Source organism: Buttiauxella gaviniae ATCC 51604, from assembly GCF_001654835.1.
Taxonomy (GTDB): domain Bacteria; phylum Pseudomonadota; class Gammaproteobacteria; order Enterobacterales; family Enterobacteriaceae; genus Buttiauxella; species Buttiauxella gaviniae.
This window is the reverse complement of record NZ_LXEP01000028.1, coordinates 52304-77801: the sequence shown is the minus strand read 5'-3', so window position 1 is coordinate 77801 and position 25498 is coordinate 52304. Positions and strand designations below refer to the sequence as shown.

Below are 25498 nucleotides of genomic sequence, written 5' to 3'. Positions count from 1 at the left end.
CCTTATGCAAACCAACAAGCACAAGCATACGCATACACGGAACGATGAAAAAATTTCTCGCGCTAGCTCTGGTTGTCCCGTTGCTCATCTCCTGTTCGAGCAAAAAAGATGATTCCTATAACGAAGCTTTTGTTAAGGACACTAATGGTTTTGATATTTTGATGGGGCAATTTGCTCACAACATCGAAAATATCTGGGGTATGAAGGAAGTGTTGATTGCGGGTCCAAAAGACTACGTAAAATATACTGACCAGTACCTGACACGTAGCCACATCAACTTTGACGACGGTACGATTACTATTGAAACCATTGCTGGTACCGATCCTGCGGCGCACCTGCGCCAGGCGATCATTACAACTTTGCTGATGGGTGACGATCCTGGTTCTATCGATCTTTATTCCGATGCCAACGATGTGTTGATCTCCAAACAACCATTCCTGTATGGCCAGGTTGTGGATAACACCGGCCAGGCAATTCGTTGGGAAGGTCGCGCTGCCAAATTTGCTGACTATCTGCTGCAAACTCGCCTGAAAAGCCGTAGTACCGGGCTTAAAATTGTTTATAGCGTGACTATCAATCTGGTACCAAACCACCTTGATAAACGTGCACATAAATATATCGGCATGGTGCGTAAAGCATCGAAGAAATACGGTGTCGATGAATCGTTGATTCTGGCCATTATGCAGACGGAATCAAGCTTCAACCCCTACGCAGTAAGCCACGCCGACGCGCTCGGTTTGATGCAAGTTGTACAGCATAGTGCAGGGGTTGATGTATTTAAATCTCAGGGGAAATGGGGCAAGCCAAGCCGCAGCTATTTGTTTGATCCTGAAAGCAATATCGATACGGGTACTGCTTATCTGGCCATTCTGCAAAACAGCTACCTGAGTGGAATTGATAACCCAACATCACGTCGCTACGCTGTGATAACTGCTTATAATGGCGGTGCGGGTAGTGTTCTGCGCGTGTTCAACAACGACAAGAACCGTGCCTACAACATTATCAACAGTATGGATCCGGGCGATGTGTATCAGACTCTTACTACACGCCACCCTTCAGCGGAATCACGCAACTATCTATACAAAGTGAATACCGCACAGAAGAGTTACCGCCGACGCTAACTTCTGATGCTTGTCCTATCTCCCACCAGCCGTTTCTACGGTGGGAGATATCCCTCTCCTCTCCCGTTTTATCGCCTGATTGCGCAAAAAGTGTAACCCAAATCACTATTTTCGAATGCAATTTGAGGATGTTTTCATTTATTTGCTGAATGTACCAAAAATTACTTCACGGCACTGCTAATGTTACTTTCACAACATATTTCATGTCATATGTTAGAAATGAAACATTCAACACCAAAATCCTGTGAGGAAATTTACATGAACCTTAAGCTGCAGCTAAAAATACTTTCGTTTCTGCAGTTCTGCCTGTGGGGGAGTTGGCTCACTACGCTCGGCTCCTATATGTTCGTCACCCTCAAGTTCGATGGCGCAGCTATCGGCGCGGTGTACAGTTCTTTGGGTATTGCTGCGGTATTCATGCCGACGTCACTCGGCATTATTGCGGACAAATGGATTAGTGCGCGCTGGCTCTACGCGGCTTGCCACATTGTCGGTGCCATAACCTTGTATTTCGCCGCACAGGTCACAACGCCAAGCGCGATGTTTATCGTCATTCTGCTGAACTCTCTGGCCTATATGCCAACGCTTGGGTTGGTGAACACCATCTCTTACTATCGCCTGCAATCAGCGGGGATGGATATCGTGAGGGACTTCCCGCCAATTCGTATCTGGGGAACCATTGGCTTTATCTTCGCCATGTGGGGCGTTAGCTTCTCAGGCTTTGAATTAAGCCATATGCAGCTTTATATCGGCGCAACACTGTCCGTCGTTTTAGCGCTGTTCACTCTGACGCTGCCGCACATCCCGGTCGCCAACGCGCAGAAAAACCAGAGCTGGACTTCAATGCTTGGCCTGGATGCTTTTGCGTTATTCAAAAACAAGCGCATGGCTATTTTCTTCATTTTCTCCATGCTGTTGGGCGCCGAACTGCAAATTACCAATATGTTCGGTAACACCTTCCTGCACAGCTTTGACCAGAACCCGCTGTTCGCCAGCAGCTTTATCGTCGAACACGCGTCGGTGCTGATGTCGATTTCTCAGATTTCCGAAACCGTATTTATCCTGACGATTCCGTTCTTCCTGATTCGTTACGGCATTAAAAACGTGATGCTTATCAGCATCGTAGCGTGGATGCTGCGCTTTGGTCTGTTTGCCTTTGGCGACCCATCACCAATGGGTACCGTATTACTGGTGATGTCGATGATAGTCTACGGGTGCGCCTTCGACTTCTTCAACATTTCCGGTTCAGTATTCGTTGAAAAAGAGGTGAGACCAGAAATCCGTGCCAGTGCACAGGGCATGTTCCTGATGATGACAAACGGTTTTGGTTGCATCCTGGGCGGGATTGTCAGCGGTAAAGTGGTAGAGCACTTCACGCTGCAAGGTATTACTGACTGGCAAAGCGTGTGGCTGATTTTCGCCGGTTATTCACTGGTGCTGGCCTTCGCCTTCGTCGCACTGTTCAAATATAAACATGTCAGGACGCCAGCGGCCGTTCAGCCAGCAGTCTGATAATCAATGTCTCCCGTTTCATTCAGAAACGGGAGACATTGTTCTTACGCCTGAATCATATAACCGTACAAACGCTTAATTCCATCAGCATCCGTTTCGCTATACACGCCCTGCAACTCCGGCGAGAAGCCCGGTAGCATATTCACGCCCTCTTCAAGCGCCAGGAAATAACGCAACGCGGCACTGCCCCAGACTTCGCCTGGCACCACACAAAGCACGCCCGGCGGGTACGGTAACGCTCCCTCCGCTGCAATACGCCCTTCTGACTGACTCAGGCGTACCAGTTCCACATTGCCGCGAATAAACTCGCTGTTGGCATCCTGCGGGTTCATGGCAACGGCAGGGAAACTGGCTTTGCGGAACATCGCTTTTTGCAGATCCTTCACTTCAAAACTGACGTACAGATCGTGCATCTCCTGGCAAAGTTGACGCAGCGTGTAGCCTTTATAGCGTTGGGAATACTTCTGATAGATCGTCGGCAACACATCCACCAGCGGCGTATCGTCTTCAATATGCTGTTCAAATTGCGCCAGCATCGCTACCAAATGAGCCATCTTCTCCGCGCTTTCCGCAGGCGTGAGCAGGAATAGAATCGAGTTGAGATCTGCTTTTTCGGGGACAATACCGTTTTCACGCAGGTAGTTTGCGAGAATCGCCGCAGGTACACCGAAGTCCGTATATTGCCCAGTTTGCGGATCGATCCCCGGCGTAGTCAGCAGCAGCTTGCAAGGATCGACAAAGTATTCATCCTGCGCATAGCCTTCAAAACCATGCCACTTTTCACCCGGCTCAAAGCTAAAGAAACAGCGTTCCTGGGCAATTGCTGTCGTTGGGTGATCCTGCCACGGCCTGCCCGCAACTACCGGAGGAATAAACGGTTTGATCATCTTGCAGTTAGCGATGATCGCTTTACGCGCTTCAATCCCCAGATCGACACACTCAGCCCACAAACGGCGGCCGCTCTCCCCTTCGTGAATTTTCGCATTCACGTCGAGTGCCGCAAACAGCGGGTAGAACGGGCTGGTTGAAGCATGCAGCATGAAAGCATTGTTCAACCGCTTATGCGGGCAAAAACGATCCTGCCCACGGAGGTGGTTATCTTTCTTGTGGATCTGCGAAGTTTGCGAGAATCCAGCCTGCTGTTTATGCACTGATTGCGTAACAAAAATGCCAGGATCATTTTCATTAAGATCCAATAACAACGGCGAGCAATCAGCCATCATCGGGATGAATTGCTCATAACCGACCCAAGCTGAATCAAACAGAATGTAATCGCAAAGATGGCCGATGTTATCCACTACCTGGCGTGCGTTATAAACCGTGCCGTCATAAGTACCGAGCTGGATAATTGCAAGGCGGAACGGGCGTTTTTGCTGAGCACGTTCTGGTGCAACTTCTGCAATCAATTCACGCAGATACTTTTCATCAAAGCAGTGCGCATCGATTCCGCCGATAAAACCAAATGGGTTGCGAGATGCCTCCAGATATACCGGCGTGGCCCCCGCCTGAATCAATGCACCGTGATGGTTTGATTTATGGTTATTGCGATCGAATAGGACCAAATCGCCACGAGTCAGCAACGCATTGGTCACGACTTTATTTGCAGCCGAGGTACCGTTTAAAACAAAGTAAGTTTTATCGGCATTAAATACTTTGGCGGCAAACTTCTGCGCATGTTTGGCCGACCCTTCATGGATCAGCAAATCCCCGAGTTTAACGTCCGCATTGCACATATCAGCGCGGAATAGATTCTCACCGAAGAAATCATAAAACTGGCGCCCTGCTGGATGCTTTTTAAAAAACTCACCATGTTGGTGACCAGGACAGGCAAAAGTGCTGTTTTCCATCGCGACATATTTCGTCAATGTATCGAAAAACGGAGGGAGCAAGCTTTCTTCATAATCTACAGCAGCGGTTTCAAGCTCCAGATAGTCCTGAGCTTTGCCGGTGATCAACCCCGTAATACCTTCCTGCTCGCCTGAGCAGGTATCAGCCGCTAGAAAAACGGGTATCGAAAAACCAGTCCGTTTAAGCAACGCAAGAATACCGCTGCGGCTATCGGCTTCAGAAAGAACAACAGCGGCAATATCGGTGAAGTCTGTGCTATCAAGCGCAACCACTTCACGATGCGTGGACAGAGTTGCAACCACATCGTGGCTGGCGGCAATTTTTAAAGATTTCATATGCACAAATCCCAGAGGCCAAGGATGAGTGAGTGCCTTATGGCACAGCAAAGGGAGCATTCCCCGGCGAATGTGTCTTGATGGTCTGAAGGATGATACCCACTCCGACCGCCAGACATCAGTAAAACCAGGCATTGCCTAATTTTACTGATGTCCTGCAGTGAGCATGCGTTGCCCTCACCGCATGGTGAGCAAGGGTCTTCGGGATATAGTAGAAAGGTGAACGAGCGCCATCGAGATGCTGGAAATCATTGACTATATACCCAAAATAATTCGAGTTGCGGGAAGGCGGCAAGAGAACGAATCCCGATGAGCTTACTGTTGTAAGTGATTATTCGGCCCATTCATGGGCCTCCCCCTTCGGGCCGCTGCTAGCAGCGTTTAAATCTGCGAGAGCAGATTTATCGGGTGAGTGAACGCTGCCAACGCATCCGCAACTTGAAGTATGACGGGTATAAACATCAATAAACGCCCCGTTGCAGATGTGTGAAATTTCGCACAATCATGGCACCTTCTGCCCTGTCGTTCAACCCGAGTTGCCACGCAGAGCACATTATTCGTGCAAACGCACGGCTTATTAACACAAAAGCGTTGACGCCAAACGGCCTTTACGGTTTAATGCGCCCCGTTGCCCGGATAGCTCAGTCGGTAGAGCAGGGGATTGAAAATCCCCGTGTCCTTGGTTCGATTCCGAGTCCGGGCACCACTATTTAAAGAAACCAGCCTAAGGGCTGGTTTTTTGCTTTCTGGGATTCGGACTCTCCATCGAACTGCGTTCGATTACTCGTCGCCTCCAAGGTCACTTCTCTGCTTCTAACGTCAAAACAGACCATTTCTCTTTAGCGATTCCCTGCCCTTTCGACCAAAATGCCGTTGGCTGTCGATTTCAAACTAGTGCCGCTCATAAATCGATTGAAATGACGGCCCGATACTGGGAACAGGTTCGTTCAACTACACACCGACCGCAGAGAAAACCACTAGCGAAAATATTATGCTTCTCAGGCATTTATCACGAGTGATCAAACTTTGTCAGGAACACTTCGACATACGATGGCAGTATGGTGTGCCATATCAAAAGAATAAGTTTTGAGAGGAAACATCATGGCACTTCAAGATCAGCCCGCTTATATCATCAAGATGCGTGCAAAGCCTGGCTTGGGCGACAAGCTTTTCGAACTGGCAACTATCGGAATGACGAAATCAGGAGCCTCTGACCGTTTCATTATCGCTCGCGAGGAGTTAGCTGATGAGCTTCGCGATGAGATAATCGCTCTCCTGGTTGAACCGCCCATGCGTATTGCTGTTCATCCATATTCCGCCCTTCCTTTGAAAGAAGATTGATAACGAATCAGCAAGTCCTGATTGCTCGGCAGTAAATGCCTTCCGGGAACAACTATTCCTCAACGCTCGCGGAATTTGCTTCCCGGCCTAATCAAAATAGCGCGAGATGGAACTCCCGGCTACAGATGTGCTGTAGCACGCGACTAATAACGTATCGCCTAATGAACGGTCATCCAGAGCATTATCGTGTTGAGAGACATCTTCCAGTTCCGGTTAAAATCACAAAAAAACTGACTTACAGAAGCGCCAATCACGCATTTCACGGTCTTGTGGGCTATATATGTGTTGAACTGATTCTCGGAATAACATCCATGATGCGACTAACAATGATCCTGCTTGGTGTTGATTTCCTGCGCTCCCACTGGCGCGGGCTACGCCGTTTTGGCTGGATCACGCTTATTGCCGGAGTGGTGATTATTGTTGATGCTTTGGATGGCTCGCTCTATTTCCCTATCCAACCCTTTGCCTGCCTGTTGTTGTTTGAAGGTGTTGCAACATTGATGGTGGCGCACAGCGGTATGGGCGGGCAACGCGTGCTGCGCTACGTAAAAGGCGGGGCATTTACTGTCGCTTCGCTATTGATTCTGGCGGGCCATCATCACGGTAACTTCGTTTTATCCATGATCTTTGGTTTGTTGTTTTTATTTGATGGCGCACTGCAAATTGCTTCAGCCGTGGTGGTTCGCTACCGACGCTGGCGGCCTGCTTTATGGGGCGGCATTGTTGAGATTGCGCTGGCGATATTTTTCTTCCAACCGTGGCCGACCCACTATTCCGGAACGGTGCCCTACTGCCTCGGATTAGGCCTGGCATTTGCTGGCTGGAACCTGTTTATCCTCGCTAATCGCGTCAAAAATGCCGCTGAGAATCCAGCTCTGAAAGGTACTGTATTCATGGAAGAAGCCGCTCATCTTCCACCTGACGTTGTGGAGTGGGACGGCCCACCGAACGATGACGAAAAAGCGCTTACGGTGCATGTCTGGACGCCCGTCGGTTCAGCCGCTGGTGAAGCCATCCCTCGCCCGGTAATTAGCCGCTATATCGCCGCAGTCGACCGCAACGGGGTTATTTCAACCGGCCACGCCGCACTTGAATCCCCCGGAGGCATTTACATCAGCCTCTATCCTGCTGAGCTTATTGACCAGTCTCCGGATGAGTTCGCTCGCCTGCTGCGCGCCACACCCGAAAATAACGTCCCAGGGCTGTTTCAGCGAGATTATGCGACGGAAGCCGCAAAGTGGTGCCCGTCGACAAGGCAAGTACGCATCCGCAATTACAGCGAATCCCGGCTTAAGGCTTTCTGGGAAAACTATCGCCAGAATGAATCGTACAATTTGACGTATCGGAACTGTTCAAGCAGCGTGGCGCGGGCTCTGGAAGCCGCACTCGAGGGTTCGGTTGGCAGGCTTTGGCAAAAACGTGGTTTCTGGATGGCGATGGGGAAACTGATGTCGACGCCAGAACTGTGGGTAGCTCTGCAACTGCGTAAACGCGCTGAAACTATGGCATGGACGCCAGGCCTGCTGCTCGATTACGCCCGCGCATTGAGCATGCTGGCCGATCCGCGCCCAACGGGCTGGTTAAATACCACCGGGCGGGCGCTGAAAAAAATGCTCCAGCGCCGCGTTGAATGGGGAAAAGGCAAAAGCGGCGAGGAACTGACGGAAGACTAATATTAAATATCAGCGACTAATTTCTTCGCAGCCTTTCGATGGCGGGAGATAAGATCCGGTACATCCAGACCAATGATATTGCCCTGCGTCACCCGCCACTTACCTCCAACCATCACATGCTCTGCCTTTTCAGCACCGCATAGCAACAGGGCTGCGATGGCATCATGGCTGCCGCTAAAACGCAGCTCATCTTGTGCAAACAACGCCAGATCCGCCTGTTTCCCGACGGCAATTTCACCGATGTCACTGCGGCCAATCAATTTCGCAGAACCTTGAGTCGCCCAACCCAGCACACGTTGCGGCGTAATCGCTTCGGCGCCATAGCGCAGGCGTTGCAGATAGAGTGCCTGCCGCGCTTCATACATTATGTTTGAAGCATCGTTAGATGCAGAACCATCCACGCCAAGCCCCACCGCGGCACCTGCATTTTCTAAATCCACTGTCGGACACATGCCTGATGCCAGGCGCATATTGGAAACAGGACAATGGCAAACGCCAACTCCCGCGCGCCCAAGCCGTAGAATTTCGCGCTCATCAAAGTGAATACCATGTGCAAGCCATGTTCTGTCATTAAGCCAACCCACGCTTTCCAGATAATCCACAGTTCGTAGGCCGAAACGTTGCAGGCAGAAGTTCTCTTCATCCAGTGTTTCAGCCAGATGAGTATGCAAACGCACATCTTCTTGCTGAGCAAGTTGGGCGCTGTCACGCATGATTTCGGTAGTCACAGAAAACGGCGAGCATGGCGCGAGGGCTATTTGTAACCACGCCCCTTCCCCTCGCTGATGGTAGCGTTTAATCAACCGTTCGCTGTCGCGTAATATTGTCTCCGCCTGCTGTACGGTGTGCCGTGGAGGCAAACCGCCGTCGTCTTCACCAAGGCTCATTGAGCCGCGCGTCAATACCGCCCTCATTCCGAGCTCATTAACCACATCAACCTGCACATCAATCGCCTCTTCCATTCCCTGCGGGAAAAGATAGTGATGATCCGTGGTTGTGGTGCAACCAGAAAGCAGCAGCTCTGCCATTGCGACTTTGCTGGCAAGAGCCAAGGCTTCAGCATCGAGACGAGCCCAAATGGGGTAAAGCTGCTTTAACCACGGGAATAGTGGCACGTTAACCACTGGAGCCCAGGCGCGCGTCAGAGTTTGGTAGAAATGATGATGTGTATTGATAAGGCCGGGCAGTAGCACGAGATCGCGGGCGTCGAACACCGCATCGCAAGGCATGGAAGGCTCACCACCAGCAGGCATTAATTCACGGATAACCGCGCCTTCTATCACCACGCCACCGGAGGCATCTTGTGAATTAGCGGTAAAAACTGCGCGGGGATTTTTGATCCACAAACGTTGTGCAGACATAACTGGCTCCTGAAAATGAAGATAAAGGGAAGCCAGCTCAGTTATGGCCTGTCTGCTGATCCAGGCATTGCTTGGGCAATAGTCGCCATTCTACCCAGGAATTTTGAGCGGTATTATCGCATTTACTTATGGGGGTTTTGACAGGAGCTCTCGGATGAATTGAAGCTTCGCTGAGTGTTTCAACGAAGCTTTTTGCTTACTGGACTATTTTGCAGCAGGTCCACTCGCTTTAACGGCGAAATCTGGCAGTTTTGGGAATTCTAGTTTTGTGGTTTTAAGCTTCTGGGTCAGATCGGCACTGATATCCAGTTCCGGCGAAACTGACATCGCTACTTGTGTCGGCAAAATCATGCCAATTTTGTTGTCGTTACGGTAAGCATCGGTCGCACTCTTCAATGCAGCCATCACCACATTACGCGCAGCTTGTTGCTGCCCTTTCCATTGTTGCGTAAGAACATTTCTATCCGCTTTTCGCGCGGCATCAACTTTATTCGCAGGCAGACTGGTGTAATTCTTTTCAGCCAATTGTTGGCCTTTATGCAAACTTTCATTCACGGCTTTGAGGTGATCCTGCTCTTGCTTCAGCAAACCAGAATCCACTAAGACCATTTCTACATTTACAAATTTCATTGACGCTTCTCCTGCTTGTTTTGCATCACAACCTATGAGCATCGTACCCGCAACAAGGACCACCATTACTGCACTAGCCATATGGTGAATTAAATTACTTTTCATTTAATAACAATCTCGTTGAAAATAATAATATAAACCCCATGAACTTATATTCGAACCAAATACATTAATACGATCTCATTCATTAAATACATGAGTTAGAATGAACATTTCAAAATGAATGGCCATAATAATGGTAGTGACAGCAAAATAAAACCTCAGAAATATTATTTATATTCAGCCAATCATTTTTAAACGCCGAGCCGTTTCATAATGATCCATCCAGTAACGGTTAGCCAGTGAGGAAATGGTTACTCCCACGCTGCTTGAGGCATGGATAAACTCGTTATTACCGACATACACGCCAACATGACGGGTGCCAAGTGAAGTTTGAAAAAAGACTAAATCGCCAGGCTTGAGCATTTCTTTATTGACGTGCTCACCATTTTGAATTTGCTGAGTTGTTGTTCTTGGCAAAGACTTGTGGAAAGAATCACTAAAAATATGCTGCATGAGGGCAGAGCAATCCACACCTTTATGTGTAGTACCACCAAATCGATAGTGTGTTCCTTTCCAATTGGAAAATTCAGCCAATATGGATGACCTGATATTATTAGAAGTTGCTTTTCTTTCAGATTTTATAAAAGAAGCTTGCTTAGAAAACACATCTTTATTAGAAAGAGTTTTAACCCCTAATGATGCAAATTCCTTTGGCATATTAAAAGCAAAGGAATTTGCACTAATAACTAAAGGGATAATTAAAAGTGAAGCGGTAATCATTTTTTTAAACAAATACATGAGTCATATCTTTTTTGATGGCAAATACTGTATTACTGAATCTTCAGCAACGTGGCGAACAACTCCTTTTGGGTGAGCAAATAATAAACAGTACTGAACGTTAATCCAGCAGATAATCAGTCCATTTTAAGATTTGGCTTTTTTTAGTTTAAAAAACAGCCTGATATAAAATCAGCCTAATTGGCAAAAGGCGCTATACATTCTCAAGGCAGACTTCCGGTCGCTGAAGATGCGGCCATACTAAAGCAACCAACGCGGGATAAGCATCATGACTGAACTCATCAAAGCACTGGCGTAAATTCAGCAGCTCGATATCAGCAAAAGGTACCTTCTCCCCCTCGGAACAGCGTTTTCTGAGGTTATCGTAATAGCGGTAGATGGCAGAGTGTAAATCACTACAACGTCGCTGAGCGTTAAAGAGTGTAAGGTCAGCGCTAAGTTCGTCGATATGCATCCTTTTGATAGTGGCATGATTGAAATCCACATATTCATGGCTCACTCGCCAGTAATAATCAGGCGTTATTTTTGACATTAACTTAGCAAAATAATCTTCACGCTCGTCAATTTCAGATAAATTTAATTTAGGGACGCTACCGGGAGTTAATTTAACTTTGGGACGCGAAATCTCGCGCATCAGCACCAGTACTATGCACAGCAATAACAATATTAATACAATTGAATAAAAGACGCTTTGCATGGGAACTCCTGTTTTTTTTATAGTAATTTTGAGGCAACATATAGTCAACCTGGCGTCTGTTAAACATAAAAATTTATTCTATTGATATAAAAGGACATCCTTAATGCTGCCCAACACCCTGGTGCCAGTGACCTTTCCTGTCTCGCAGGCTGATATTGCCGGTTCAGAAGAACATAGCGCTCTAACACTAAATCCTCAGGATAATATTTTAGTTCTGGAGAAAATGATTCTGAGCGCCCCTCATTATGCTGGACAAGCGAAAAATACATTGTTTGAAGAGAACGACCGGCATTTAAAAGATCGTTTGTTTTATGCAGTGAAAATTGAAGCCATAGTGAAAGTATTAAATGAACTCATAGAACAAGAAAAAATCAACTCTGCCGATCTGCAAATGCTAATAGAAGATAAAAAATTGCAGATAAGTCATCATTCACAGCAAATCTGGGTCAATCAGTTAACTCAGGAAAAAAGCTGGCCTCTATTTTATTCGCTGGATGAGTAATGCCAATGTCAGAATTGCAATTCCCCCCTCTTCAAACGGCTGCACCATCTGACGATACTGCGTCTGACAATACGTTATTACGTGAAAATATTGCCGCGCTGGTACAAATTAAAAATGAAAATATTGCTCGCATCGCGCAAGGTCAGGTCAATATCACTGCGGCATTGGTTGAACAAAAATGGCATAACCGCCATCAAATTTACCCATATCGTGTGAAAGATGAGATTTACGGCGCAGTTCTCAGCGAGATCATCAGCCACCAGCCCAGGCTTAAAACCGAAGTTCTGGCTCGACTGGAGGCGGTGTATCAGAAGTTGAGAGATGAAGAAGCACAAACGCTCTCACGTACGCGTGCATTGCTGGAAAACAGTTACAAAACTCCGCATTTATAAGATTTCTGGAGCGCCTGCGGCAAGCAGGCACTCTTTTTTTGCGACATAAATACGCTCGAAAAACCTGTTATCAGGCCAGACGAAATACAGAGATTGCCTGCTGTAAATCATCAGCCTGTTGCTGTTGTTGGCGCGCGGCCTGTACGGTTTGCGCAGTATGTTCCACGTTATACCTCACGCTTTCATCGATACTGGCGATGCTCTCATTCATTTGCGTGATGCTGATGCTTTGCTGGCCACTCATCTCGGAAAGCTCTTCCACCAACTCTGCCAACGCATTGATGGAACCAATTACTTCACGCATGGTTTGCCCCGCGTTCTCCACTTGTACCGAGCCTGTCCGAGTACACTCTACCGATACGCTTATCAACTGGCGAATGTCTTTGGCCGCGTTTTCGCAACGTAACGCCAACGTGCGTACTTCAGAAGCTACCACCGCGAATCCTCGACCATGAGCGCCTGCCCGGGCTGCTTCAACGGAGGCATTTAGCGACAAAATATTAGTCTGGAAGGCAATGCCATCGATCAGTTCAAGAATGTTGCTGATGTGGTCAGACTCTTCGCGGATTTGTTCCATAGTGTGTGTGGCAGCATCAATACTGACTCCACCTTTGCTGGCGAGATTACTTGCCTGAGTGGCAAGCATCCTGGCACTTTGCGCTTTGTCACTAGTCGAGACTGCGGAGGAGCTGAGCTGTTCCATGGCACTGGCAGCAATGGCAAGTGCGGCTGCCTGCTCGTCAGTGCGTTTAGACAGTGCGGTATTACGCTGGATGATACTTTCCGAAGCTGTGAGTACTGATGCCACACCAGCGCTCACCTGGCTTAGCGTGTTCCTCATCGTGGTAAGCGTAGTATTAAAGGTTTGAGCAAACGGCGTGCGGCTTTCTCTTTCACTACTTGTAAGGGTCAGGCAACCCGGCTGGCGATTTATCTGTGCTGCTAACTGTGCCACTTCGCTGGCTGAACGTGCGTCATCGGCCATGCGCAATGCCATGTAAATGAGTATCGCCGTTTGCGCCACCACAAAAATGGCATGGAATACCACCATATGAATGCCGGGATGCATAAAGCAGGTGATACCGAATAAGTCATTAGCTTGCAGCCAGGCAAATAAAACATGGTGAAGTGCTGCAACTACGGCCCCCATTAATAATGGTCTATAATCGCGATAAGCTAATAATGCTGATAGTAATACAAAAACCGAAAAGTGATATTCAGTTTCACCGTCACCTAATTGAATGAGCAATGCGGCAAAACCGATTAATGTGAACGCATAATACAAGCGGGTAAATAGCGTACCGGGTAGTAATACTTTGATAACACTGGAACTCAACGCAAGTAAACTGCCCGCTACCAGCGCCACCGGGATCGCATCATAAGCCCACCCCACCGCTAGGGAAATAACAAACATTCCCCACACGACCCAAAACATTAAAACATCAGCATGCAGATAAATGCTTCTCAGAGACACCACGTCGGGCTGTTTATTGCCAGTATGCAAAACAGTCATCGTTGCCATATTGTTATCCACGCATTTGTCATTATGTATTTTCATGACGGAATAATCCCGCATAGAAATAGCATAGATAAACATTGATTTATCGCGAATAAGTTTCACACGTTATCAATAATACGTTCGTGTGATTTTAAAATTTGAATTAAGTCAGACGGGAATGCGGACAAAAGAAAAACGGCCCGTTAGTTGAGCTAACGGGCCGTTGTAAGATCATGCAAAAATTATTTGGCGGCAGTGACTTCTTGTCCCACCAACCCAATCTTCAAATACCCTGCCTGATGCAGCGTATCCATCACGTTCATCATGGTTTCATAATCAACCGTTTTGTCTGCGCGGAAGAAAATCGTGGTGTCTTTCTTGCCTTCAGTCGCAGCCATCAGAGCATTGATCATGTTCTCTTTGGTCACTTCATCATTGCCAATAAACATCGTGCGATCGGCTTTGACAGACAGGTAGACCGGCTTTTCCGGGCGCGGTTGCGGCTGGCTTGAAGATGCAGGAAGGTTAACCTTCACATCCACTGTCGCAAGCGGTGCGGCCACCATGAAAATAATCAGCAATACCAACATGACATCGATGAACGGTGTCACGTTGATTTCATGCATTTCGCCGTTATCGTCGTGGTTTTCGTTAAAACTCATTGCCATGGGATCAACCTACACGCAGTTTCTGAGCCGTACGTACCGGGCGAGCCTGAGAGCTAGCGTCTAAATCCAGGTCACGGCTTTGCAACAACAGAACCTGAGCCGCAACGTCACCCAAAGAAGCTTTATAGCCACCAATAACACGGGCAAATACGTTGTAGATAACCACCGCAGGAATTGCTGCAATCAGGCCGATAGCCGTTGCTAACAATGCTTCTGCAATACCAGGTGCCACTACAGCAAGGTTAGTGGTTTGCGACTGCGCAATACCAATAAAGCTGTTCATGATGCCCCAGACCGTACCAAACAGGCCGACGAACGGAGAGATCGCACCGATGGTCGCAAGGAATCCATTACCACGCCCCATGTGGCGACCCGCTGCCGCAACACGACGCTCAAGGCGGAAACCGGTACGCTCTTTAATGCCTTCGTTATCTTCGCTGCCTGCGGAAAGCTCAAGCTCATTTTGCGCTTCATTGATAAGCATTGTGCTCAGGCTCTTCGCATCAAATGCTTCAGCCATTTCACTGGCTTCGTTCAGAGAGCGGGCATTAGCCAGTTGTTGCTGTTCACGCTTCAAACGACGCTTTTGCGAGGATAGCTCAACACTTTTGCTAAAGAAGATTGCCCATGTGACGACAGAGGCCATAATCAGGCCGATCATCACAATCTTTACCACGATGTCGGCATGTTGATACATGCCCCAGACAGAGAGGTCTGTCTGCATCAAATTATTCGTCACTCTTACTCTCCACCACGAAATGATACAAAAACTGTGCGCAATAATATCAAAACGACATCGAATTGATAGTAGTTCTCATTAGTATTTAAAGAGTGCCTTAAATTGTCTATGCATTCCTTGCGCTTACGCAGCAAAAGCATGATAAGTTAGATTTAGACATCCAGATGGTTAAACAGGGTAAAGTGAAGATGAGTAAAAAGCACATTGAAACGGCGCTGGTTAATGCCGGGCGCGATAAAAAATTCACCCAGGGTTCGGTTAACAGCGTCATTCAACGCGCTTCCTCGTTGGTTTTTGAAACTGTTGAAGCTAAAAAACAGGCGACGGCTAACCGCGCGAAAGGCGAACTTTTTTATGGTCGCCGTGGCACCCTGACCCACTTCTCTTTACAAGAAGCGATGTGCGAACTCGAAGGCGGCGCGGGTTGTGCGCTTTACCCTTGTGGCGCCGCAGCCGTTGCCAATGCGATTCTGGCGTTCGTCGAGCAGGGCGACAATGTACTAATGACCGGCTCCGCCTATGAGCCAAGCCAGGACTTCTGCACCAAAATTCTCGCAAAACTCGGCGTGAGCACCACCTGGTTTGACCCAATGATTGGCGCAGGCATCGCAGAGCTTGTGCAACCCAATACTAAAGTCGTATTTCTGGAATCGCCTGGCTCTATCACAATGGAAGTACATGACGTTCCAGCCATTGTTAAGGCGGTACGCAGCGTTGCCCCAGACGCCATCATCATGATTGATAACACCTGGGCGGCAGGCATTCTCTTTAAGGCGCTGGATTTCGGTATCGATATTTCGATTCAGGCCGGCACCAAATACCTGATTGGCCACTCGGATGCGATGGTTGGCACAGCTGTATCAAATGCACGTTGCTGGGATCAGCTGCGTGAAAACTCTTATCTGATGGGGCAAATGTTGGATGCCGATACCGCTTATATGACTAGCAGAGGTCTACGTACTCTTGGTGTGCGCCTGCGTCAACATCATGAAAGTAGTTTGAAAATTGCCGAGTGGCTGGCACAACACCCGCAGGTTGAACGTGTTAATCACCCTGCACTGCCCGGCAGCAAAGGGCATGAATTCTGGAAACGAGACTTTACAGGTAGCAGCGGCTTGTTCTCATTCGTGCTGAAGGATCGTTTAAATAACGAGCAATATCAGTACTACCTGGACAATTTCCACTATTTTAGTATGGCCTATTCCTGGGGCGGCTATGAATCGCTTATCCTTGCCAACCAACCGGAAGAGCTCGCTGAGATTCGCCCGGCAGGTGGCGTAGACTTCACTGGAACGCTAGTGCGCGTACACATTGGCCTGGAAAATGTTGACGATCTCATCGCCGATCTTGAAGCAGGTTTCCAACGGATCGCCTAAAATTGCCAGAAGTGGACGTCCATAAGGACAGTTTTTGCTATCCCATAATGATTTGTTGAGCCTGCGATCAAGATGTCGCAGGCTTTTTAGCGTTACACTAGGTTCCTAAAACTAAGGTGTGCCTAATCTAACTACTGTAGATTCAGGCCTGCTCAATAAAGCGGTTCCACAGGATTTGCCATGGCTGTTATACACAATATCGTTCAAGCGCTTTGGCAACATGACTTTGCTGCACTCGCGGACCCTCATGTTGTTGGAGTGGTTTATTGCGTCATGTTTGCGACGCTGTTTCTCGAAAATGGATTACTGCCCGCCTCGTTTTTGCCAGGCGACAGTCTGCTATTACTCGCAGGAGCGTTAGTGGCAAAAGGGGTAATGAATTTCGTCCCGACAATCGTTATTTTAACCGCGGCGGCAAGCCTCGGTTGCTGGTTGAGCTATGTGCAAGGCCGCTGGCTCGGTAATACCCGGGTGGTGAAAAGCTGGCTGAAACAACTTCCACCGCAATATCACGAGCGAGCGACGGTGATGTTTGACCGACACGGTTTATTCGCTTTGTTAGCTGGCCGTTTTTTGGCGTTTGTGCGCACACTGCTGCCAACCATGGCGGGCATTTCTGGCCTTAGCAATCGCCGCTTCCAGGTATTTAACTGGCTGAGTGGGTTGTTGTGGGTTGGTAGCGTCACCAGCCTGGGTTATGCCCTGAGCATGATTCCATTTGTGAAACGCCACGAAGATCAGGTGATGACCTGCCTGATGATTCTGCCGATGGTTCTGCTGGTTGTGGGCCTGGTAGGCACGCTATTTGTGGTTATCAAAAAAAGATTTAACCCCGCATAAAAATTACAGAGTGGGTAATGCGAAATTATCCACTCTGTAAGCTTCAGCTTAAATGACTCGCATACGCGCGGCATCTTCCCCCGGGGTCACCCCAAAGTAGCGTTTAAACTCGCGGCTAAACTGCGAAGCACTTTCATATCCCACGTGAATAGCCGCAGCACTAGCTTTCAGCCCATCATGCAAAATCAACATCCGCGCTTTATGCAGGCGGTAGCTTTTAAGGTATTGCAGCGGCGAAGTACTGGTCACCGATTTAAAGTTATGGTGAAACGCAGAGACGCTCATATTCGCTTCAGCGGCAAGTTGGTCCACTGAGAGGTTCTCGGTGTACTGCGTTTCAATACGACGCAACACACGGCTAATCAGGCTGAAATGCGTCTGCCGACTGACCAATGCCAACAATGCTGCACCGCATGACCCCACCAGAATGTGATAGAGGATCTCGCGGATAATTTGTTTACCCAAAATACGCGCGTCGAGCGGATGCTCCAGCACGTCCAGCAAACGTTCAGCCGCGCAAAGGATCTCTTCGGAGAGCTCAGCTGAGTTAATACCGGTTGAACAGGTCTGCGGGTGCGATAAATCATCCTCGCCGATATCCATCAGCAAATCCTGCAACTGCAAAATATCGATATTGATACGCACCCCAGCCAGAGGTACTTCAGGTGTGGCGAAGGTTTCACATTCAAACGGCAGCGGTACTGTCAGCAGCAGGTATTCATTGGCGTCGTAGCGGAAAACACGATCGTTCAGATAACCCGTTTTATGACCCGAAAAGAGAATAATGATCCCCGGTTCATACATTACTGGCGTGCGCGCATAAGGTTTAGTGCCATACAATAAAGTAACGTTTGGCAATGAAGAAAGACCACTATTTTCTTTTTGTATCAAACAATTAATCTTATTTGTTAATTGCTGGCAAATCTCTTTCCGCTTCATTCCCTTCCGCTCCACAAGGCTGTTATGACGTGATAAGTCTGCGACTTATTTTTATTTTTCTCCAGAGGAAAGTAGAAATAGGCAAGACAAAGGCAGGAATAAGCATTGAGAGATAGCCATCTGAAGCCGACAATGGCTACCATCAAATTCGATAAGTATTGTCTCTAACGATCCAAACCACAGGAATCAAATAATGAACAACTTCAACCTACATACCCCAACTCGCATCCTGTTTGGTAAAGGCGCTATTTCCGAATTGCGCGCACAAATTCCTGCTGATGCCCGTGTTCTGATTACCTACGGCGGTGGCAGCGTAAAGAAAAATGGCGTACTGGACCAGGTTTACGCCGAGCTTAACGGGCTGGATGTACTGGAGTTCGGCGGCATTGAGCCTAACCCGACTTACGAAACGCTGATGAAAGCGGTCGAAATCGTTCGCCAGCAGAAAGTGACTTTCCTATTAGCAGTCGGCGGCGGTTCTGTGCTGGATGGCACTAAATTCATCGCCGCAGCAGCCAACTACCCGGCTGATATCGACCCATGGAACATCCTGCTGACACACGGTAACGATGTTAAGAGCGCAATCCCGATGGGCTCTGTTCTGACGCTACCTGCGACCGGTTCTGAATCCAACAAAGGTGCTGTAGTTTCTCGCCGTGAAACAGGCGACAAACAAGCGTTTATGTCTGAACACGTACAGCCTGTCTTCGCGGTACTTGACCCGGTTTACACCTACACTTTGCCACCGCGCCAGGTCGCAAATGGCGTAGTCGATGCCTTTGTTCATACCGTTGAGCAGTACATCACTTACCCTGTGAACGCCAAAGTGCAGGACCGTTTTGCCGAGGGCATTCTGTTAACGCTGGTTGAAGACGGCCCAATTGCACTGAAAGAGCCAGAAAACTATGACGTGCGTGCCAACGTAATGTGGGCGGCGACCATGGCATTAAACGGCCTGATCGGTGCAGGTGTGCCGCAGGACTGGGCAACTCACATGCTGGGTCATGAACTGACTGCGATGCACGGCCTGGATCACGCGCAGACTCTGGCGGTGGTTCTGCCATCTTTGTTGAATGAAAAACGTAACGAGAAACGCGGCAAACTGCTGCAATACGCTGAGCGCGTGTGGAATATCACTGAAGGTTCTGAAGAAGAACGTATTGATGCGGCAATTACAGCAACACGTAATTTCTTCGAGCAAATGGGTGCCCCAACTCGCCTGTCTGCCTACGGTCTGGATGGCAGCACCATCCCGGCGTTACTGGTGAAACTGGAAGAAAAAGGCATGACCAAATTGGGTGAGCGCCAGGACATTACTCTGGACGTGAGCCGTCGTATTTACGAAGCAGCACGCTAAGTAATTTAGCCATTTGGTTCTCGTTTTTGAGTATTTGGTCCAGACTTAAACGCAATTGTTACACCGGAAGCCCCTTCCGGTGTATCGCTTATTAAGGAGGAATACATGGCAAATCCAACAGTAATCAAGCTTCAGGATGGAAATGTAATGCCACAATTGGGGCTCGGTGTCTGGCAAGCCAGCAACGATCAAGTCCTGATTGCCATCGATAAAGCGCTGGAAGTCGGCTATCGCTCCATTGATACCGCTGCGGCGTACAAGAACGAAGACGGCGTGGGCAATGCGCTAAAACAGGCTGGAATTCCGCGCGACGAACTGTTTATCACCACCAAACTGTGGAATGACGATCAGCAAAGGCCACCTCAGGCGCTGGAAGACAGCCTTGAAAAGCTCCAGCTCGATTACGTCGATCTGTATTTGATGCACTGGCCGGTGCCAAGCAAAGATCACTATGTTGAAGCCTGGAAAGGTATGATTGAGCTACAAAAACAGGGGCTGGTCAAAAGCATTGGCGTCTGTAATTTCCAGCTTAACCATCTCCAGCGTCTGATTGATGAAACGGGCGTCTCGCCGGTTATCAACCAGATTGAACTCCATCCATTACTGCAACAACGCCAGCTCCATGCCTGGAATGCGACACACAAAATTCAGACCGAATCCTGGAGTCCACTGGCTCAGGGCGGAGAAGGTGTGTTTGATAAGAAAATCATCCGCGACCTGGCCGATAAATACGGCAAAACCCCGGCACAGATTGTCATTCGCTGGCATCTGGATAGCGGGCTGGTTGTGATCCCGAAATCGGTGACCCCATCGCGTATTGCTGAGAACTTTGACGTGTTTGATTTCCGTCTTGATAAAGACGAGTTAAGCGAGATTGCGAAGTTGGATAGTCATAAGCGTCTGGGACCAGACCCTGATGTGTTTGGCTCGTAAAACTGTTCATAGTGTCGGATGGCGCTTACGCTTATCCGACCTACGAATGATATTGTAGCTGTAGAGCGGATGTCGTTCGCGGCATCCGCTCTACTGTTTTACAACAATCGTTAAGCCGGGCGCTTCCTGCTTGTAGGCTTCGATACAACTTTAGGTGCAGGTCTTGCACCTGTAGCCGCTTTAGCACCAGCTGTAGGTTTAGCGCCAGCATTAGGTTTCGCACCAGCAACTGGTTTCCCACCGACAGCAGGCTTAGTGTCGCCAGGCGCACGACGTTGATGTGTCATTGGCGTGTGTTTCGTCAATGCCGGACGCGCACCACGGTTGTAGCGACGCGCTTCACGCATCTCTTCAATCGTTGGCGAAGGCACCAGGCATTCACGACGACCACCAATCAGGTGCTTTTTACCCATCGCTTCCAGCGCTTCACGAATCAACGGCCAGTTGGCTGGATCATGGTAACGCAGCAGCGCTTTGTGCAAACGGCGCTGACGATCGCCTTTCGGCACCACCACATCTTCACTCTTGTAACCAATCTTACCCAGCGGGTTCTTGCCGGTGTAATACATGGTGGTCGAGTTCGCCAGCGGTGACGGATAGAAGTTCTGCACCTGATCCAAACGGAAGCGGTTCTTCTTCAGCCACAGTGCCAGATTCACCATGTCTTCATCACGCGTACCAGGGTGTGCTGAGATAAAGTAAGGAATCAGATACTGCTCTTTACCAGCCTGTTTAGAGTAAGTATCAAACAGCTCTTTAAAGCGCTGATAACTGCCCATACCCGGCTTCATCATCTTAGACAGCGGCCCTTCTTCGGTATGTTCCGGAGCAATCTTCAGATATCCACCAACGTGGTGCGTCGCCAGCTCTTTGATATAGCGCGGATCTTCAACGGCAATATCGTAACGAACACCGGATGCGATCAGGATCTTCTTAACACCTTTAATCTCACGAGCGCGGCGATACAGATTGATCGTCGGCTCATGGTTGGTGTCCATGTGCGGGCAAATGTCCGGATACACGCAAGACAAGCGGCGGCAAGTTTGTTCCGCACGCGGTGACTTACAGCGCAGCATATACATGTTAGCGGTTGGGCCACCGAGATCCGAAACCACGCCGGTAAAGCCTGGAACGGTATCGCGCATCGCTTCAATTTCGCTGATGATCGAATCTTCGGAACGGCTCTGAATGATGCGCCCTTCGTGTTCGGTAATAGAACAGAATGAACAACCACCGAAGCAACCACGCATGATGTTCACCGAGAAACGAATCATCTCATAAGCTGGGATACGCGCCTTGCCATAGGCAGGATGTGGAACGCGCTTGTAAGGCAGTGCGAACACGCTGTCCATCTCTTCGGTGGAAAGCGGGATGGCTGGCGGGTTAATCCAGATATAGCGGTCACCGTGTTTTTGCATCAATGCACGAGCACAACCTGGGTTGGTTTCATGGTGCAAAATACGTGAAGCATGCGCATACAGCACTTTGTCGTTTTTGACTTTTTCAAAGGACGGCAGCAACACGTAGGTTTTTTCCCACGGCTTCATCGGTGCAGGTTTCACCACGATAGCCTGAGCTTCGTTAATTGGCTTATCCGGCTTACCGGTTTCCGCACACGGCAAATCTTCACCGTATGGGTGTGGAATCGGGTCAATACGGCCAGGCATATCCAGACGCGTAGAATCCACGCCAGACCAGCCCGGCATCGCTTCTTTACGCATCATTGCGGTGTTACGCACATCGCAGATTTGGTCGATTTTCTCGCCCATTGCCAGGCGGTGAGCCACTTCTACCAGCGGGCGCTCGCCGTTGCCAAAAATCAGCATATCGGCTTTAGCATCCACCAGGATTGAGCGACGAACGGTATCAGACCAGTAATCGTAATGCGCGGTACGGCGCAGGCTTGCTTCAATGCCGCCAAGAATGACGGGCACATCACGCCAGGCTTCTTTACAACGCTGGGTATAAGCAAGCGATGCACGATCCGGGCGTTTACCCGCCACGTTATCAGGCGTGTACGCATCGTCATGACGCAGCTTACGGTCCGCGGTGTAGCGGTTGATCATCGAGTCCATGTTGCCTGCGGTCACACCGAAAAACAGATTCGGTTTGCCAAGGCGCATGAAGTCTTCTTTAGTGTTCCAGTCTGGTTGGGCAATGATACCCACGCGGAACCCCTGGGCTTCCAGCATACGGCCACAGATAGCCATACCAAAACTTGGATGGTCAACGTAGGCATCTCCGGTAACCAGAATGATGTCACAGCTATCCCAACCTAACTCGTCCATTTCCTTACGTGACATGGGTAAAAATGGTGCCGGGCCGAAACAGGCTGCCCAGTATTGTGGCCACGAAAAGAGTTCGCGATCGGGCTGGATCAAGCTAATAGAGCTCATAATGCTTCCGAAAAATGAATAAAAAATGATTTAAAAATAACCAAAGCCGGCGATTATACGCTGGTATGGGGTCAAAAATGAAGTGTTATTGCCATGTTAAAAATTAAGGCCCTTTCGCTGATGGAAAGGGCCTAAAATGGTTTATGGCGCAGGCTGCACCAGTAGTTGCCCGATAGAACCACGGTCTGCCATTTCAAGCGTCTGACTTGTATAGAGGAATGGGAAATGTTCCCAGGAAGGCTGGCCAAAATAGACCAATAACTCAACCTGCCCATCGACCCAAACGGTATCTTTCCAACCGCGGTCTTCACCAAATGGTGCTGCGCCATTGACGTTTTTAATCAGGAAACTCACACCTTCAATATGGAAGGATTGCGGCATATCGGAACGCACGGTCCAGCGCTCCCAGGTGCCTTGCTGAGTCTGAATATCAATGCGTTTCATATCCCATAGCTGACCGTTAATGCCAGGATCTTCGCCGAGTGTAATTTCACGGCTACGGGCCGGGTTGCCGTTAATAATTTCATCCGGCAGCAAGCGCATTGGCAATGTATCGGTCACTAATGGCAGCAGACCGGTGGCACGCAACGTCAGAACCAGCGTGGAGATAAGAATGCTCGACGGTTCAAAGAAGCCACGGATACGGTCCATGATACCGGCCGCTTCACCGCAGGTTATCGACACTTCTTTGCCGTCACTCATATCGACCAGAATCTCACGGCGTTCACCCGGTGCCAGCGAAAGCTGTTTCACCGAAACAGGAGCGGTGAGAAAACCCTGGTCGCTGGAAATAACATGCATCGCACGGCCATCGCTCATTTGCAGTAAATAGCGGCGCGAGTTGGAGGCATTAAGCAGACGCAAACGTACCCAGCCACGAGAGACCTCAACATATGGTCCCTGCACACCATTAACCAGCAGTGTGTCTCCCACAAATCCACCATTGCCCGGCTCTTCATATTCAGGCGCGCCAAAGTTATCGAGGCGCTTATCCTGGATGATGACCGGGAAGTCATCGACGCCATAGTGGTTTGGAATTGGCAACGATTTACTGACTTCATCTTCGATAAGCCACATACCTGCCAGGCCGTTGTAGACCTGTTTGGCGGTGCGATTTGGTGTGTTGGCGTGATACCACAATGTTGCGGCCTGCTGGCGAATCGGCAGCACGGGCGCCCAATCAACATTCGGCTGCATCAGACGTGCGGCACCACCCATTAGCGGGCCTGGAACTTGCAAACCGGCAATCGTCATAGCAATGTTTTCTTGCAGACGATTGCTGTAAATCATCTTCACGTCATCGCCGCTCCATACACGGATGGTCGGCCCCAGATAACGCCCGTTCAAACCCCAGACTGGAGCCTTAGCGCCGCCGGTAAATGACCAGTGCGCCCGCTGTAGCGTCAGGAACAAAGGCTGCCCACGGCGGGACTCAAGTAAAGGTGGAACGGGTAAAGGTTGCTGCAGTCCTGCTGCGTTTGCCCTCAGTGGCACCGAGCCTGCACAAAGTGCGACTCCTGATGCCTGTATAAACTGACGCCGACTGAGTGACATATTAACTCCATGTGAAACTTAACAACGTAGGGCGATACAAATACCCACCATACTTTAAGTTGTGGGGGTGTTAGCTGCACTCACTTACCCCTACCCACAACTCAAATTATTTTGGGTATACCGCCAAAATAAACAGCGATCAGCTCGCCTGCTTTTTCTCAACTCGGCCGGAGGCTTCACGCTCCGCGACTTCTTTATCTAATTCGGCGATTTTTTCCCTCATGATATCGCGGCAATGAGTCGCAAGCTTACGCGCCTGATCTTTGCCGTAATCACTGATATCAATGGGATCCAACATTTCGACAATCACCAAACCGTTATTCCAACGGTTTAGCTTAATTTTATTGCTGGTATTGGAAACGCACACCGGAATAATTGGGACGCCCGCAGCAATCGCTGCATGGAATGCGCCGGTTTTGAACGGCAGCAGGCCACGACCACGACTACGTGTGCCTTCAGGGAACATCCAGACCGAAATTTTACGTTTCTGAATCTGCGCCACCACCTGGGAAATGGTGCTCAGGGCTTTGGCGCGATTGTCACGATCAATCAGCATATTTCCAGTTAACCAGTAGATTTGGCCAAAAAAGGGAATCCACAGCAGGCTTTTTTTCCCGACGGTCACTGTCGGCGGCTGCACAATACTCGCCGCTGTCACCATGTCGAAGTTATTCTGGTGGTTACAGATATAAATCGCCGTCGGGTGATTTTTATAACCCGCCGGTAAACGGGTTTCGACTTTCAAACCAAACACAGGCGCCATGCGCCCAAACAGATGACCAAAGGTTGCAACATGGCGCGGGTTACGTGGGCTGAACAGGCAATAAATACAGCCAAAAATGCTCACCAGGATGCAATAAATTATAACGATAATAAAACGTACGATGGATAGCATAACAACCTCAAAAGCCAAAAGCGCTGACAAGTATACCCTAAATAATTCGCG

At 49.1% G+C, this 25498-nt stretch carries 22 protein-coding genes and 1 tRNA gene; 11 read left to right on the top strand and 12 right to left on the bottom strand.

The window, feature by feature from the left end:
• Positions 1-44: 44 nt before the first annotated feature.
• Together mltC and M977_RS14200 are read left to right on the top strand one after the other, a co-directional pair.
• On the top strand, positions 45-1121 hold the full coding sequence (gene mltC, locus M977_RS14205; protein ID WP_064516152.1) for a membrane-bound lytic murein transglycosylase MltC: 1077 nt from the start codon (positions 45-47) through the stop codon (positions 1119-1121).
• 258 nt (positions 1122-1379) lie between these two features.
• Positions 1380-2633: a nucleoside permease gene (locus M977_RS14200; protein ID WP_064516150.1), complete on the top strand. Its 1254-nt coding sequence runs from the start codon at positions 1380-1382 to the stop codon at positions 2631-2633.
• Positions 2634-2677: 44 nt separating this feature from the next.
• Here the strand turns inward: M977_RS14200 and M977_RS14195 are convergent, their stop codons facing one another.
• Entirely contained in the window at positions 2678-4816 is a 2139-nt protein-coding gene (locus M977_RS14195; protein WP_064516148.1) for an ornithine decarboxylase, read from the bottom strand.
• 630 nt (positions 4817-5446) lie between these two features.
• Here M977_RS14195 and M977_RS14190 point away from each other — a divergent pair.
• From M977_RS14190 to M977_RS14180, 3 genes are all read left to right on the top strand, one after another.
• Positions 5447-5522: transfer RNA gene (locus M977_RS14190), tRNA-Phe, on the top strand.
• A gap of 395 nt (positions 5523-5917) precedes the next feature.
• On the top strand, positions 5918-6157 hold the full coding sequence (locus M977_RS14185) for a hypothetical protein (RefSeq protein WP_064516146.1): 240 nt from the start codon (positions 5918-5920) through the stop codon (positions 6155-6157).
• Between the two features lie 311 nt (positions 6158-6468).
• Positions 6469-7830: an HdeD family acid-resistance protein gene (locus M977_RS14180; RefSeq protein WP_064516144.1), complete on the top strand. Its 1362-nt coding sequence runs from the start codon at positions 6469-6471 to the stop codon at positions 7828-7830.
• A 2-nt stretch (positions 7831-7832) separates the two neighbouring features.
• On the opposite strand, the gene M977_RS14175 is transcribed toward M977_RS14180, so the two are convergent.
• The 4 genes from M977_RS14175 to M977_RS14160 form a co-directional block, all read right to left on the bottom strand.
• Complete coding sequence (locus M977_RS14175; protein WP_064516142.1) at positions 7833-9191, bottom strand: 8-oxoguanine deaminase; 1359 nt, start codon at positions 9189-9191, stop codon at positions 7833-7835.
• 204 nt (positions 9192-9395) lie between these two features.
• The gene (locus M977_RS14170) at positions 9396-9821 is read right to left on the bottom strand and encodes an OmpH family outer membrane protein (RefSeq protein WP_064516141.1); all 426 of its coding nucleotides are present in this window, start codon (positions 9819-9821) and stop codon (positions 9396-9398) included.
• 279 nt (positions 9822-10100) lie between these two features.
• On the bottom strand, positions 10101-10661 hold the full coding sequence (locus tag M977_RS14165) for an NlpC/P60 family protein (RefSeq protein ID WP_064516139.1): 561 nt from the start codon (positions 10659-10661) through the stop codon (positions 10101-10103).
• Between the two features lie 193 nt (positions 10662-10854).
• Entirely contained in the window at positions 10855-11358 is a 504-nt protein-coding gene (locus M977_RS14160; protein WP_064516137.1) for an ESA_00282 family adhesion-associated protein, read from the bottom strand.
• 103 nt (positions 11359-11461) lie between these two features.
• On the opposite strand from M977_RS14160, the gene M977_RS14155 reads away from it, so the two are divergent.
• Positions 11462-11860 (top strand): hypothetical protein, encoded by a 399-nt coding sequence (locus M977_RS14155; RefSeq protein WP_064516135.1) that lies wholly within the window; start codon positions 11462-11464, stop codon positions 11858-11860.
• Positions 11860-12252 carry a cytoplasmic protein gene (locus tag M977_RS14150; RefSeq protein WP_245163511.1) on the top strand — a complete coding sequence of 131 codons (393 nt, stop codon included), beginning with the start codon at positions 11860-11862 and terminating at the stop codon, positions 12250-12252. The genes M977_RS14155 and M977_RS14150 overlap by 1 nt, the downstream gene beginning before the upstream one ends.
• Positions 12253-12322: 70 nt before the next feature.
• On the opposite strand, the gene M977_RS14145 is transcribed toward M977_RS14150, so the two are convergent.
• From M977_RS14145 to exbB, 3 genes are all read right to left on the bottom strand, one after another.
• The gene (locus M977_RS14145) at positions 12323-13774 is read right to left on the bottom strand and encodes a methyl-accepting chemotaxis protein (protein WP_064516132.1); all 1452 of its coding nucleotides are present in this window, start codon (positions 13772-13774) and stop codon (positions 12323-12325) included.
• A gap of 218 nt (positions 13775-13992) precedes the next feature.
• Positions 13993-14418: a TonB system transport protein ExbD gene (gene exbD / locus M977_RS14140; RefSeq protein WP_064516131.1), complete on the bottom strand. Its 426-nt coding sequence runs from the start codon at positions 14416-14418 to the stop codon at positions 13993-13995.
• A 4-nt stretch (positions 14419-14422) separates the two neighbouring features.
• Positions 14423-15157, bottom strand: coding sequence for a tol-pal system-associated acyl-CoA thioesterase (exbB, locus tag M977_RS14135; RefSeq protein ID WP_064516129.1), 735 nt, complete (start codon positions 15155-15157; stop codon positions 14423-14425).
• Between the two features lie 188 nt (positions 15158-15345).
• On the opposite strand from exbB, the gene metC reads away from it, so the two are divergent.
• On the top strand, positions 15346-16533 hold the full coding sequence (gene metC / locus M977_RS14130; RefSeq protein ID WP_064516378.1) for a cystathionine beta-lyase: 1188 nt from the start codon (positions 15346-15348) through the stop codon (positions 16531-16533).
• A gap of 180 nt (positions 16534-16713) precedes the next feature.
• A complete protein-coding gene (locus M977_RS14125) occupies positions 16714-17373 on the top strand; it encodes a DedA family protein (protein ID WP_064516127.1) in 660 nt (219 codons plus the stop codon).
• A 48-nt stretch (positions 17374-17421) separates the two neighbouring features.
• On the opposite strand, the gene M977_RS14120 is transcribed toward M977_RS14125, so the two are convergent.
• Positions 17422-18312, bottom strand: coding sequence for an AraC family transcriptional regulator (locus tag M977_RS14120; protein WP_064516125.1), 891 nt, complete (start codon positions 18310-18312; stop codon positions 17422-17424).
• 193 nt (positions 18313-18505) lie between these two features.
• Between M977_RS14120 and yqhD the strand changes: the two genes are divergently transcribed.
• Both yqhD and dkgA read left to right on the top strand, forming a co-directional pair.
• Positions 18506-19669, top strand: coding sequence for an alcohol dehydrogenase (gene yqhD / locus M977_RS14115; RefSeq protein ID WP_064516123.1), 1164 nt, complete (start codon positions 18506-18508; stop codon positions 19667-19669).
• A 105-nt stretch (positions 19670-19774) separates the two neighbouring features.
• A complete protein-coding gene (dkgA, locus tag M977_RS14110) occupies positions 19775-20602 on the top strand; it encodes a 2,5-didehydrogluconate reductase DkgA (RefSeq protein WP_064516121.1) in 828 nt (275 codons plus the stop codon).
• A gap of 110 nt (positions 20603-20712) precedes the next feature.
• On the opposite strand, the gene M977_RS14105 is transcribed toward dkgA, so the two are convergent.
• The 3 genes from M977_RS14105 to M977_RS14095 all read right to left on the bottom strand — a co-directional run bounded on the left by M977_RS14105 (position 20713) and on the right by M977_RS14095 (position 25447).
• Positions 20713-22998, bottom strand: coding sequence for a YgiQ family radical SAM protein (locus tag M977_RS14105; protein WP_064516119.1), 2286 nt, complete (start codon positions 22996-22998; stop codon positions 20713-20715).
• 141 nt (positions 22999-23139) lie between these two features.
• Positions 23140-24552 (bottom strand): cell division protein FtsP, encoded by a 1413-nt coding sequence (gene ftsP, locus M977_RS14100; RefSeq protein WP_064516117.1) that lies wholly within the window; start codon positions 24550-24552, stop codon positions 23140-23142.
• Between the two features lie 139 nt (positions 24553-24691).
• Positions 24692-25447: a 1-acylglycerol-3-phosphate O-acyltransferase gene (locus M977_RS14095; RefSeq protein WP_064516115.1), complete on the bottom strand. Its 756-nt coding sequence runs from the start codon at positions 25445-25447 to the stop codon at positions 24692-24694.
• Positions 25448-25498: the final 51 nt, after the last annotated feature.